At 44.2% G+C, this 11,941-nt stretch carries 14 protein-coding genes; 10 read left to right on the top strand and 4 right to left on the bottom strand.

Annotated elements, in window-relative coordinates; all coding sequences use genetic code 11:
- The first annotated feature begins 33 nt into the window (after positions 1 to 33).
- The 9 genes from ACM0OZ_RS40985 (at position 34) to ACM0OZ_RS40945 (ending at position 8,277) form a co-directional block, all read left to right on the top strand.
- A complete protein-coding gene (locus tag ACM0OZ_RS40985; RefSeq protein WP_414588620.1) occupies positions 34 to 894 on the top strand; it encodes an HAD family hydrolase in 861 nt (286 codons plus the stop codon).
- Between the two features lie 42 nt (positions 895 to 936).
- On the top strand, positions 937 to 1,317 hold the full coding sequence (locus tag ACM0OZ_RS40980) for a sensory rhodopsin transducer (RefSeq protein ID WP_414588619.1): 381 nt from the start codon (positions 937 to 939) through the stop codon (positions 1,315 to 1,317).
- Between the two features lie 12 nt (positions 1,318 to 1,329).
- Positions 1,330 to 3,012, top strand: a complete 1,683-nt coding sequence (locus ACM0OZ_RS40975) for an alpha-amylase family protein (RefSeq protein WP_414588618.1) — start codon at positions 1,330 to 1,332, stop codon at positions 3,010 to 3,012.
- 44 nt (positions 3,013 to 3,056) lie between these two features.
- Complete coding sequence (locus ACM0OZ_RS40970) at positions 3,057 to 4,019, top strand: TIGR03885 family FMN-dependent LLM class oxidoreductase (protein ID WP_414588617.1); 963 nt, start codon at positions 3,057 to 3,059, stop codon at positions 4,017 to 4,019.
- A 29-nt stretch (positions 4,020 to 4,048) separates the two neighbouring features.
- Positions 4,049 to 4,642 carry an SH3 domain-containing protein gene (locus ACM0OZ_RS40965; protein ID WP_414588616.1) on the top strand — a complete coding sequence of 198 codons (594 nt, stop codon included), beginning with the start codon at positions 4,049 to 4,051 and terminating at the stop codon, positions 4,640 to 4,642.
- 394 nt (positions 4,643 to 5,036) lie between these two features.
- Positions 5,037 to 5,381: a hypothetical protein gene (locus ACM0OZ_RS40960; protein WP_414588615.1), complete on the top strand. Its 345-nt coding sequence runs from the start codon at positions 5,037 to 5,039 to the stop codon at positions 5,379 to 5,381.
- A 68-nt stretch (positions 5,382 to 5,449) separates the two neighbouring features.
- A complete protein-coding gene (locus ACM0OZ_RS40955) occupies positions 5,450 to 5,803 on the top strand; it encodes a hypothetical protein (protein WP_414588614.1) in 354 nt (117 codons plus the stop codon).
- Positions 5,804 to 6,000: 197 nt separating this feature from the next.
- Positions 6,001 to 7,143, top strand: coding sequence for a mechanosensitive ion channel family protein (locus ACM0OZ_RS40950; protein WP_414588613.1), 1,143 nt, complete (start codon positions 6,001 to 6,003; stop codon positions 7,141 to 7,143).
- Positions 7,144 to 7,152: 9 nt separating this feature from the next.
- The gene (locus ACM0OZ_RS40945) at positions 7,153 to 8,277 is read left to right on the top strand and encodes a mechanosensitive ion channel family protein (protein ID WP_414588612.1); all 1,125 of its coding nucleotides are present in this window, start codon (positions 7,153 to 7,155) and stop codon (positions 8,275 to 8,277) included.
- A gap of 8 nt (positions 8,278 to 8,285) precedes the next feature.
- Here ACM0OZ_RS40945 and ACM0OZ_RS40940 read toward each other — a convergent pair whose 3' ends face one another.
- A complete protein-coding gene (locus tag ACM0OZ_RS40940; RefSeq protein ID WP_414588611.1) occupies positions 8,286 to 8,486 on the bottom strand; it encodes a hypothetical protein in 201 nt (66 codons plus the stop codon).
- A gap of 113 nt (positions 8,487 to 8,599) precedes the next feature.
- On the opposite strand from ACM0OZ_RS40940, the gene ACM0OZ_RS40935 reads away from it, so the two are divergent.
- Complete coding sequence (locus tag ACM0OZ_RS40935) at positions 8,600 to 8,809, top strand: hypothetical protein (RefSeq protein ID WP_414588610.1); 210 nt, start codon at positions 8,600 to 8,602, stop codon at positions 8,807 to 8,809.
- Between the two features lie 329 nt (positions 8,810 to 9,138).
- Here ACM0OZ_RS40935 and ACM0OZ_RS40930 read toward each other — a convergent pair whose 3' ends face one another.
- From ACM0OZ_RS40930 to argJ, 3 genes are all read right to left on the bottom strand, one after another.
- On the bottom strand, positions 9,139 to 9,243 hold the full coding sequence (locus tag ACM0OZ_RS40930; RefSeq protein WP_414588636.1) for a hypothetical protein: 105 nt from the start codon (positions 9,241 to 9,243) through the stop codon (positions 9,139 to 9,141).
- A 367-nt stretch (positions 9,244 to 9,610) separates the two neighbouring features.
- Positions 9,611 to 9,913, bottom strand: coding sequence for a hypothetical protein (locus ACM0OZ_RS40925; RefSeq protein ID WP_414588609.1), 303 nt, complete (start codon positions 9,911 to 9,913; stop codon positions 9,611 to 9,613).
- 172 nt (positions 9,914 to 10,085) lie between these two features.
- Entirely contained in the window at positions 10,086 to 11,429 is a 1,344-nt protein-coding gene (argJ, locus tag ACM0OZ_RS40920; protein WP_414588608.1) for a bifunctional ornithine acetyltransferase/N-acetylglutamate synthase, read from the bottom strand.
- Positions 11,430 to 11,941 lie beyond the last annotated feature (512 nt).

Here is an 11,941-nt window from a genome sequence, read left to right as displayed (position 1 = left end):
GTTGTTGGTTAACTGTAACTGAAGCTTATTGTTATGACTCTAGCAACTAAATCACTTTCTAACCGCATTGCCGTAGTTTTCGACTTCGACGATACTCTTGTGCCGGACACTGTCGATAGTCTGCTCAACAGCTGCGGTATTGACGCTCTTCAATTTCGCGCCCGACGTATTCAACCACTGATTGACAGCGGTTGGGACAAGATTCTTGCCCGATTCTACGCTTTGATTGAGGAATCACAGCGACAAGGCAACAAAATTACACAGGAATATTTTGCCTGGTTTGGTCAACAATTAGCTCCCTTTGATGGGGTGTCGGAAATGTTTGATCGTCTGCGACAGCTTACTCATGAACTTAATCCAAAAGTGGAAGTTGAGTTTTACTTAATCACCTGCGGGATGGTAGAAATTGCCCGTCATAACTGCATCGCCCCTAACTTTAAAGCAATGTGGGGCTGCGAGTTTCACTATGGCAAAGACGGCGGAATTGAGTTTCTTAAGAAGATTGTTACCCACACCGAAAAAACTCGCTATCTGTTCCAACTGGCTAAAGGGATTGAGCATCATAAAGATGATGGTCAAACGTTTGTTTATCGGGATGTGCCACAGGAGGAATTACACGTCCCACTGACGCAGGTGATTTATGTTGGAGATGGAGCGTCTGACATTCCCTGCTTTTCCTTGTTGAATCAAGAGCAGGGAGTAGCGATCGGCGTTTACAAAAACCGCACCCCACAGGATTGGGGGCGAGAGTTAAACATTACCCAAAGTCAGCGAGTAGTCAACCTAGCGCCTGCTGACTATAGTGAAAATTCTGAACTGATGCAGTCACTGATGCTAGCCCTAGAGAGCGTATGCAAACAGATTTCTCTGCATCAATTGAGCGTGGGTGAATAGAGAAATTTTGCAAGCGCAAATTTGAACTAAGGAGATTCGATTATGAGTAACCCAATTGGACAAACAAGGTGGGCAATAGCTGAAGGTTACATCCCTGCTTATAGCCAAGGACCCGAACCCCAGTTTACCAGCCATGAAACTGCCTGTCTGCTGAATACTTCAGACCAAGATGCCCATGTGGAAATCACAATTTACTTCAGCGACAGGGAACCCATCGGTCCCTACCGCATCACCGTTCCTGCAAGACGCACCCAACACCTGCGTTTCAACGACCTGACTGACCCAGAACCCATTCCACGCGATACCGACTACGCCAGCGTCATTGAATCTGATATTCCGATTGTCGTCCAGCATACTAGACTTGATTCCAGACAGTCTGAGAATGCTTTACTCAGCACCATTGCTTACGCCAGCAGCCGTTAGAAATACAGAACTATGCAAAATTTGTGGTATAAAAATGCAATTGTCTACTCTTTGGATGTCGAAACATTCATGGATTCAGATGGCGACGGTATAGGTGACTTTCAAGGACTTACTAAGTGTTTGGATCACCTATCAGGACTAGGGATTACCTGTCTGTGGCTGTTGCCGTTTTATCCCTCTCCCAATCGGGACAACGGCTACGACGTGATGGACTATTACAATGTTGATCCACGACTGGGGACGCTGGGAGACTTCGTGGAGTTCGTTCATCAAGCCAGCGAACGAGGTATTAGGGTGCTTATTGACCTAGTAGTTAATCATACATCCAATCAGCATCCCTGGTTCCAAGCGGCTCGTGACAAAAATTCCAAGTACCGCGACTACTATGTGTGGTCTGACAATCCGCCCAAATCTAACCCAACACTCCTCGCCTTCCCCAATGTGGAGGAGAGCATTTGGGAGTACGATGAACAGGCAGGAGCTTACTATCTGCATCACTTCTACAAAGAACAGCCAGACTTAAACATTGCTGAAGAGGCGGTACGGGAAGAAATCCGTAAAATCATGGGCTTCTGGCTGCAACTTGGGGTGTCTGGCTTTCGCATTGACGCAGCCCATTTTTTGATTAACCCAATTGGTATCAAAGAAGCGGAGCATACTGAGTTGCAAAGCTTTTTGGGAGAAATGCGAGAGTTTCTTTCATCGCGTCGTGGTGATGCGGTGCTGCTGGCAGAGGCAAATGTGGAGCCGGACAAAATCCCTTTCTACTTGGGCAAGGGCGACAGAATGCACCTGCTGTTCAGCTTCCTGCTAAACCAATATATGTTTCTGGCTCTGGCGCGTCAAGAATCCGCAGCACTGCGTGACGGACTCAAGACACTACCTGATATTCCCCACATCTGTCAGTGGCTCAACTTTGTGCGTCACCATGACGAACTGACGCTTGATCGTATCAGTCAGTCTGAACAAGAGGAAATTTTCCAAGCGTTTGCTCCTGATAAGAATATGCAAATCTTTGGGCATGGCATTCGCCGTCGCTTGCCACCGATGTTAGGGGGCGAACGCCGTCGGATAGAACTCACTTACAGTTTGCTATTCAGTCTGCCTGGTACACCTCTGCTACGCTATGGCGAAGAAATTGGCATGGGTGACGATTTATCGCTTGAGGGTCGAAACAGCGTCCGCACGGTGATGCAATGGTCAGATGAACCGAATGGTGGCTTCTCCACCGCTCCACCGGATACCCTTGCCCGATCGGTCATCAAAGAAGGAGACTACGGGTATAAACAAGTTAATGTTGCTGCCCAACAACGCGATCCTGCTTCGTTAATCAACTGGATGGAGCACCTGATCCGCATCCGCAAGCAGTGCCCGGAGTTCGGGAGGGGGAAGTGTCACATTCTTGACACGGATGATCCGAGCGTTTTTGCCCACTGTTGTGAGTGGAAAGGTAAGGCGGTGATTGCCCTCCATAATTTATCTGATAGGGCGTGTATCGTTAAGTTGCAATCAAGTGAGTACAAACATTTGATTGATTTATTTGGCGATCAGCTTTGCTGGTGCCCCTTGGGCAATCGCGCTCCGCGCAGCACCACAAGCGGCGATCGCCAGTATGAATGTCTCAACGGCGATTCTCACTCCATCCCATTAGAAGCATACGGCTATCGCTGGTTTCGGGTTAACCGTATGCGTTAGTAAATCATTCCCCTACCCAAAATGCAATGATAGGAGAAATTCACATGGTAAAGATTGGTTATCATGTTTCCCACGAACAGTTCAAGCCCAGCGAATTGCTGAAGTATGTCCAAATGGCAGAACAAGCAGGCTTTACCCTTGCCCTGTCTTCCGACCACTTCCACCCCTGGAGTGAACAGCAAGGACAAAGTGGCTTCGCCTGGTCATGGCTGGGTGCAGCGATGCAAGCGACTCCAACGCTTTCTTATCGGGTTGTCTGTGCTCCTGGTCAGCGGTATCATCCCGCTATCATCGCTCAAGCTGCGGCAACTTTGGCAGAGATGTTTCCCAACCGTTTCTGGCTGACAGTAGGTAGCGGTCAGGCACTCAACGAACAGATCACCGGAGAGAAATGGCCCTGTAAGAGCGATCGCAACGCCCGCCTTAAGGAATGCGTAGATGTCATCCGCGCTCTTTGGGCAGGAGAGACAGTTACGCATCACGGTAAAGTGTGCGTTGAAGAAGCAAAGCTTTATACCCGTCCTGAGGTACCACCCCTCATTATTGGTGCAGCTATCACTACCGAAACTGCACAATGGCTTGGTGGTTGGGCAGATGGACTGATTACGATTTCTCGCCCACCGGAAAAACTTAAGGAAGTGGTTGATGCTTTTCGCCGGGGTGGTGGGGAAGGCAAACCGATGATTTTGAAAGTGCAGCTTTCCTACGACCGCGATGAGGAGACAGCGCGACAAAAAGCGCATGAACAGTGGCGCAATAACATCTTTAAAAACATCGTAATGACCCAATTGCGAACTCCTCAGCAGTTTGATGCTGCTGGGATGTTTGTACAGCCAAAGGAACTATATAAACACGTCCGCATCTCGCCAGACCAAGAGCAGCATATCGAGTGGCTGCAAAAGGATATTGAGATAGGATTTGATGAACTCATTCTGCATAACGTTAACCCAGAGCAGCAGCAGTTCATTGAGGTATTTGGCGAAAAGGTGTTGCCAGTGCTGACATAAAGCAGATTTTACTAAGAAGAATTGTCATCATGAAAAAGAGTGGTTGGCAAAAATTTTTAACCTTAACGACTTCACTAGTGTTAACTGCAACGGTTTTTGCAACTCCCTGTTTCGCTGTTAATACAGATAAACCTCAGGGGATTCAATCTTCTGGCTCAGAAAGGGCATTGCAAAAAAACCAGGGTGAATATCAACTGGCGCGATATCCGGGTAGCTGTCGTCAGATTATGGCAAGAAACGGTCTTTACGTCTGGCAAAAGCCTACAATTAATAGTTCCGTGGTTGGTCTTTTAGACTATGGGCAAGAAGTCACGATCCGAAATCGCGGGAAAAATGGCTGGGTGCCAATTTCAGCTCCTATACAGGGCTACATATTACACACTAATTATCTTACCTCTTGCCAAGCGGCGTCACCCCCTTCTCAAAACTTCTGTCGTAAGGTTGTAGCCGACGCAGGATTAGTTGTGCGGGAAAAGCCTTCTATGAATGCAGCGAGGGTTGGAGTAGTCCCTAATGGTCAAAATGTTGTCCTTGGGGAACGGGGAAAAAATGGTTGGGTACCAATTTTAGTTCCTTTCCTCGGCTATGTGCAGTCAAAGTACCTGAGCTATTGTCCGTCCTAGAGCGCTCTGATAAAACTCCATGCCTACTGTCGTTGATTGCTTGGCAGCAGGTGTTAGTGACGCTGCTGTTTCAACCAATCCATTGCAGAATACAGCATTTATATAGTTCTATCTAAAGATAGAAATCTGCAAGTCTCAAGTCTAACTTATAACCCTGGTTAAGGTTTTATGATTGAAGTAATATATACATAAGAAAAGCTAAAAAATCCGCAATTTGAAAAGGTTTTCCAATCAAACTTTTTAAAGATTTTGGTGTAGCTGCATAACTAAAAAACTGCCAAGGAAGACTTGCCTCTTTAAGTGTAGAACAATCTTTTGTCACTTCAAATAGCGATATTAGCTTTGTAGAAACTGATTTGATATTGATGTTTTCAACTTGAGGATAAATGCTTAAATGGTAAAAATCATCCAGAACAATTCTCTTCCAAAGTTTGGGAGAAATGCCCCTTGGTTGTGGCGTTCAAATTTCCAAGATGTCGCTTCAGCGCTCTCGGCTCTATCTCTGCTAGAAGATGAAATGAATAAGCGCTATAGAATGCTTAAAGGTGCAAAGGTTTTGAATCTTGACAACTACAACAAAATAGCCACTGAACCCATACTTCATATTGCTGTAGTGTTTAATAACAGTGTTGAATTGATGGGCGAGAAAGAACTGAGATCCCTATTTGAATCTACTTGTAAGCAGATAGGAGAAATGGGCAGGGCAGTCGGAATCCACTTGATCTTAGGGCATCTTTGAAGGTCTGACTTTATCTTGTTTCTTCTTGTGCCCTACCTATAACCGTAAAGTTTTACGGAGCAGTGTTTATGAATAAACTCACTCACCTGAGCCAAAAAAGTATTGAGCTAATGGAAACAATCTGGGTGACATTTTGGGCAAGGCTAGTGATTGTTTTTTTAGCCACTCTTTTGGCTGTATTGGCAGGTTCTAGTTCTGCGCTCAATCCCTGCTTTGGCTTTTTGTATGAAGAACCCTACAACCATAGGGTCTTAGCTCCTCAGACATACCCACCTCATGCTATGACTCAACAACTGCTTGCGCAAGCACAATCTCCCAATCAGCTTAAGGAATGCTGGTACGCCAACGGCTCGTCCTATTCAATCGCCTATGCTTGGAGAATCGAAGTGACGCGATCGCCCGTTTGCGTAGCGTGCCCGTAGGGCATAGGTATATGCAGCGCCTATGCCTGCGTTGCGCTTACGCGCAATCGCTTACGGCGAGAGATCCGCGTCTATGCTTTAACTTTAGAGCATAAGCAAATATTAAGCGCTGTCCCTCATTGAAGCATAAGGAATGCAATTTAGATTTCTTCCAGGAAAATGTAATAGTATATATCAGCAAAAAATGGAGTTTACTAGTGCTAGATTCCTTGTTTGAAGTTCTGAATAGCGATGGGAGATTACAAATCGGCGCTCTAGGATTGACTTTGTTATTGGCTTTCATCAGTGGTGGTTTGTTTCTTCCTATACTGGGTTTACGTAGTATGAGCTTTGCACAATCACTAATAACTCGTTTCATTTCTTTGAAAGAAAGAGTTGCTTATCAAAAAGTTGTGAAGCCTTATGAAAACTGGCTGGGCGTTGCATTTTGTCTTTTACTTGCTGATATATTCGCAATTTTACTACCAGAATCTGATTGGTCTAGGCTGATAGAAATTCCCATCGGATTAGCTTTAACTATTACTGCCAGTTGGTTAGCGTCTCAACTGTTCAAGCAATTTTTTGATTTCTATTTATTAGATGCAGCTATCAAAAGTGGGCGAAAAGTTAACAGTGAATTACTACTTCTTACGAAGTTACTTGCAAATATAATTATTGTAGTTGTAGCAACTATTATATTTGCCGAAACTCATCAAATCAATATTTTTGGACTGGTAGCGAGTTTAGGGCTTGGTGGTTTAGCAATAGCCTTTGCTGCCCAGAAGATATTGGAACAAGTATTAGGTGGTGTCGTTATTTATCTTGACCGTCCCTTTGTCATTGATGACTATATTGGCTTACCAGATGGAACTTTTGGTCGAGTTGAATCAATTGGCTTACGCTCTACCAAAATTCGCACCTCTGGTAAGGGCACACTAATAATTGTCCCTAATAGCTTACTCACGCAGGTTAACATTGAAAACTTTACTGGCGCTAAGAAGGTGATGGCAATTACTTATTTAAACTTCTATCGCACGATTGAGAATGAAGAACGAGCTTTTATTCGCCAGGTTATCCTTGAAAGTACAGTCGATATTTTTGGAATTGATACGCGCAGCACCGATGTTATTTTTAGAGATTTGCCAGAGCAAATAGGGCAGTCTTCTAAAATACAAACAGCAGAGCGAACGCAAGCACAAATTACCTTCTTTATTTTAGGTTCTGGTGAAGTTTCAATGGGACTGCGACGTCAACTCCTTGACCTTGCTAATCAAAGTATTGCCCAGCGTTTAAAGGAATATGGTATCGCCTTTGATATTGACGAGCCAACTATCTATGTTGATTCTCCTATTACAATTTAAAACTCATTTATGAAATTTTCAGAAATTATTCAATTTTTTATAAGTTTTGAAAAAGTAGCTAAACCTATATTAATTAACTTTGGAATATTTCTACTATTTATACTGTTGTCTTTCCTAGTAGGAAGATATACACCTTTGCTTGTCAGGTTGCTCCTCAGGCAATTTTTTCCACAGCAACTGACTACAGTTTATGAAAAATTAATCTACCCAATTAGAAACTTATTTAAAATTGCTGGTACCTTAATCTTAATTTCTTCATCTTTAAATTGGATTAAGGAGTATCAACCAGTATATAACTTTATTAATCCTTTTATTGATTTGGCAGTAATTATTAGTGTTGCCTGGCTACTTTCGCGTTTATTTCGTCAATTTCTCCTTGTTTATGGAATAGATCTACTCCGCAAGTTTGGTCGGGAAGTTGATGAACTACTACTAGTATTTGAGACTTTAGCAAATGTGATTATTGGTTTTTTTGCTGTGCTAGCTTTTGCCAAGAACCGATTTGATTTAATTGGTTTAGTAACGGGTTTAGGAATTGCGGGTGTGGCGGTTGCTTTTGCTGCTCAAAAGACTTTAGAGCAATTATTGGGAACTATCGTGTTGTATTTAGATCGCCCCTTTGTTCCTGGAGAATATATTCGTTTACAACGTTCTCAACAAATTCCAGAAGGTTTATTTGGTCGAGTTGAGTCGATTGGTTTACGCTCTACCAAGATTCGTACAGCGGCAAAAAGTACACTTTTTATTGTGCCAAATTCCATATTGGCAAATTTAGAAATTGAAAATATTACTAGAGGCAAGAAGGTGATGGTCTTGCTGTACATCGACTTTTTGAAGTTTCTGGAAGAGCGAGAGCAAGCACTGGTGCAGCAAGTCATTGCTAATAGTACTAACTCATTATTTGGAATTGACCCAGGCAGTACCAATATTACTTTGACAGACGACTCTGAAAATCAAAAAACTCATGCTAGAGTGACATTTTTTATATTAGGATCGAGTGAAAATTCAATTCAACTAAGAAAGCGGTTATTGGAGTTAGCAAACGAGAAAATTTCTAAGCATCTTCACAATTATGGAATTGCATTTAAAATGCAAGAACCGACTATCTACGTAGAATCACCTGTCACCATTTGAAGCGAAAATTAATAAAAATTATAAGAACACGCCCCAGCAACATCCTTTATACCGATTTGATTAAGACAAGCCATAAACGAAGTTCTGTTTAGCGGTTCATGAATTACCGAGAACAATTGCACAATCTTTTGCTTGAGTGCTGGTAGTTTACGGTAGTCGTTGACGAGCAGTTCTCGAAGCCTTGCTGTATCAGCAAGAGAATCGATCATGGTATGAATCAGGCATTTATCTAGAGTGATTTTAAATGTCGGAGCAAAAATTATGCTATCAATTTTGAATAATAGTGAGTTTTGTGCATCAATTTATCAACAGAGGTGCAACTATGATTACTCAATATCATGATTCAACACACGTTGAAAACCACCTGCTTCAACAAATCAAAATCAAAGAAAATCAGCTAAAAATTGCACAAGAATTTAATATGCTCTACGTAGCCCAAGCATTACAGAGTCAATTGTCAAAGTTACAGCATCAATTGTCAGAGTTGCAAGACCCGCAATTTCAAGCATTGATGAGTTTGTTGGACGATTGAAACTTGTGGCAGGACAAGTTGAGAAACTAGTAAAATCCGGCGTTGCTCCGCTACATTTTATCCGCACAAAACCGGACAACCTTTGCTGCACTCATCGTGGGCTTTTTATGGGTAAATTTGTGGATCAGAGTGCAATGTATGTCCAGATGGAATGAAACGGGTGTATGAGGCTTCAGTTCTGGGAGAAACAAGTCAAACAGTGTAATTGCCCAAGGCTTCGCCGTGAGCGCTCAGCCGAACGGGGCAGTGGCGGAGCCAATCGCGATTGCCCTGTTAGTCCTTGTTTTCGTGGAAGAGGACGCGCATTCCTCACTACAAACTTAGTAAGGTTATTTAATCGGACATGACATCAAACGATTTTTCATATTTTTTTTGACAGTCGTAATCAGTTGAATATTGTGTTGCCAAAGGAATTCAAATAATTGTCGAGAAATGTAACCTCTGAAACTTAGAGGTTACATTTCTCGTGCTAAGACATCGGGGGACTGCGTTACCCATTTTACCCAAGCATCCGGTGCTAGACTAATTAAACGCTTCCGGCCGATATCTACTGGTTTCGCCATTTCCTATTCTTCGCACCGTTAACTTCCTCGCCGTAAGTCCCGCACTGTAACGGTACTCCGTGAGCGTGCCGGGATTGCTCTGGCGGGCGGCAATGAGGGCATCTCCAACTTAAAGTGACCGCTCTTCGGTAAAGGAGGAGATGTCGGAAGAGTCGCCAATCTCTGGGGACGGTAGTCGCTTGATATAATCAAGGGAGCACTTCGGCTGAAGAGATTCCTCTCTTGAGCGCTGTTTTTTCTAGCTTGTCCCAAACTTGGCTGGGTCAGCCGAACTCGAAATACTTTGTCTCTTGCCATAATCGTAGTCTGTTTGTGCTACAATTATGATATCAGCTAACCACTGACCACTCGACACAAACGAACTTGCTTGCAAGGTGAACAGTGCGTTCGCGTAGCGTGCCCGAAGGGCATACGTTGGGAACGGTAGAGAACCATGACAATTGGTAGGGGGTTGCATTGAGAAAGATTGCTTTTGCATGAAACCATCAATGCGTAAAACCAGTTTGGTTTGGTAGTACAAAGCTTTTTGCTTCTTGTACAACTCTCCGTGGGGCGTCAGGAGAGTCTAAACTGCCTGTGGAGGTATCGTTATCGGGGGCAAACAACCGTAAGATTGCAAGCCTAGATGCGACCAATGAAGCAGGAAATTTCTTCAAAGCGATTTGGAGAAGCCCCCACTGTATTCGGTAATCCGAATCAGTGGTGGGAGAACGTCACGTCGTATACTCCGCGTTAATCTTCACGTAGTCGTAACTCAAATCACAGCCCCAAGCGATACCTGAACTAGAACCATTGCCAAGAGTCACGGAAATTACCACCGGATTGTCTACCCGTTGTTTTTTAACAGTACTGCGATCCACAGACAAATCATTGCTCATGTTAGTGGCGATCGCCTCCGGCGCTGCGCTTTGCGCAATCGCATCTTCTGCCATAGAAGCATCTGTTGCGGCTTTTTCCTTCATATATTCACTTGCGGCTTTGCGGTCAAATGGAAGCGGTTGACCATTTTCCATGAGCAAAAAATCTCCTAAGTTTATTTTCAGGTTTTCTTGCTCAAAAGGAACTCCAGCACGTCCAGCAGCAGCGGCGATGCGTCCCCAGTTGGGATCGCGTCCAAAGATGGCAGACTTGACAAGAGAAGAACCTGCAATGGTTTTGGCAACTTGACGGGCTGCTTGTTCATCCTGCGCCCCTGTGACTTGCACTTCTATCAAACAAGTTGCGCCTTCTCCGTCACGGGCGATCGCCTTCGCCAAGTGTTGGCAAACTGCTGTTAACATCGCCTCTAATTTTTCTGCTTCTGCGCCCATTTCAGTAATCGCCGGAGTGCGGGATTGACCGTTGGCAAGAGCGATTAAACTGTCGTTGGTGCTTGTATCGCCATCAACGGTAATCGAATTGAAGCTTCTATCAGCTGCGCGACTTAGCATTTGTTGCCATAAACTGGGAGACACCGCTGCATCACAGGTAACAAACGCAAGCATCGTTGCCATGTTGGGATGAATCATTCCAGAACCTTTGGCAATACCGCCAATCCGTACTGGGCGATCGCCTATCGTTGTTTCTAAGGCTATAGATTTTGTCACCAAGTCTGTGGTGATGATTGCCCTTGCTGCTGCATCTGACCCTGTTTCGGAAAGGGCGGCTACGAGTTTGGGAATTCCTGCTTTGAGTGCATCCATCCGAATTCGTTGCCCAATCACCCCAGTAGAAGCAAGTAGCACCGATTCTGAAGGGATACCTAGTGCTTGTCCTACCATCATGGCATTTTCTAAGGCATCTAACCAGCCTTGATTGCCGATAGCTGCGTTTGCTTGTCCGGCGTTGCACAGGATAGCACGAGCGCTGTGCTTTCCTTGCAAGCGTTGCCGGCAATAATCCACAGGGGCTGCTTTGACATGACTTGTCGTAAATACACCTGCGGCGATCGCCTCCACATCTGACACTATCAAAGCCAAATCCGGCAATCCCGAAGGTTTCAATCCTGCTGCAATCCCTGCTGCGCGATACCCCCTGGGTGCTGTGACACCACCAGTAATTTCCTGCCAGTCTGCCATTTGTTTTCTCCCACAACTCTTAGTGGTTTGAGGAGCGATTATATCAAGCTTTTGTCCTTCGTCCGAGTCTTCACAACTTGCTCCTAAATAACTCTTGACAAATGACTGCTAATTAATGACTAATATCTATAAGTAAATAAAAAAAAGAGAGCCACTTGGGCAGCTCTCCAGATCATCAGGGTGCATCTTTCATATCATATTATCTCATTTTTGGGATGATTGGTTATACCCTTTATTTACATTTTGTAATATTTTTATGAAATTTCACGGAGGACAGCAAACACAAAACAAACACAACAAAAAGAAAAAAACAGAGAGCCACTTGGGTAGCTCTCCAGATCATCAGGGTGCATCTACTTAACACAGTATATCAGGTTTGCCGTGAGGGGCAAGACCCCTCACCCCCTTTTTGGGAAAATTTTTTTGGTGAGAAAAATTTCTGATGCCAAAAAAAAACAGAGAGCCACTTGGGTAGCTCTCCAGATCATCAGGGTGCATCTACTTAACACAGT

It is taken from the genome of Scytonema sp. PCC 10023 (genome assembly GCF_963920835.1).
Lineage (GTDB): Bacteria > Cyanobacteriota > Cyanobacteriia > Cyanobacteriales > Nostocaceae > Kalymmatonema.
The sequence above is the reverse complement of the archived record's forward strand: the minus strand, read 5'-3'. Positions and strand labels throughout refer to the sequence as shown.

Excerpts from the sequence above, each read along its gene's own strand:
- ACM0OZ_RS40945 (WP_414588612.1), top strand. The coding sequence starts at position 7,153 with ATGAAATTTTCAGAAATTATTCAATTTTTTATAAGTTTTGAAAAAGTA.
- ACM0OZ_RS40975 (WP_414588618.1), top strand. The coding sequence starts at position 1,330 with ATGCAAAATTTGTGGTATAAAAATGCAATTGTCTACTCTTTGGATGTC.
- ACM0OZ_RS40965 (WP_414588616.1), top strand. The coding sequence starts at position 4,049 with ATGAAAAAGAGTGGTTGGCAAAAATTTTTAACCTTAACGACTTCACTA.
- ACM0OZ_RS40980 (WP_414588619.1), top strand. The coding sequence starts at position 937 with ATGAGTAACCCAATTGGACAAACAAGGTGGGCAATAGCTGAAGGTTAC.
- ACM0OZ_RS40960 (WP_414588615.1), top strand. The coding sequence starts at position 5,037 with ATGGTAAAAATCATCCAGAACAATTCTCTTCCAAAGTTTGGGAGAAAT.
- ACM0OZ_RS40970 (WP_414588617.1), top strand. The coding sequence starts at position 3,057 with ATGGTAAAGATTGGTTATCATGTTTCCCACGAACAGTTCAAGCCCAGC.
- ACM0OZ_RS40955 (WP_414588614.1), top strand. The coding sequence starts at position 5,450 with ATGAATAAACTCACTCACCTGAGCCAAAAAAGTATTGAGCTAATGGAA.
- argJ (WP_414588608.1), bottom strand. The coding sequence starts at position 11,429 with ATGGCAGACTGGCAGGAAATTACTGGTGGTGTCACAGCACCCAGGGGG.
- ACM0OZ_RS40985 (WP_414588620.1), top strand. The coding sequence starts at position 34 with ATGACTCTAGCAACTAAATCACTTTCTAACCGCATTGCCGTAGTTTTC.
- ACM0OZ_RS40935 (WP_414588610.1), top strand. The coding sequence starts at position 8,600 with ATGATTACTCAATATCATGATTCAACACACGTTGAAAACCACCTGCTT.
- ACM0OZ_RS40940 (WP_414588611.1), bottom strand. The coding sequence starts at position 8,486 with ATGATCGATTCTCTTGCTGATACAGCAAGGCTTCGAGAACTGCTCGTC.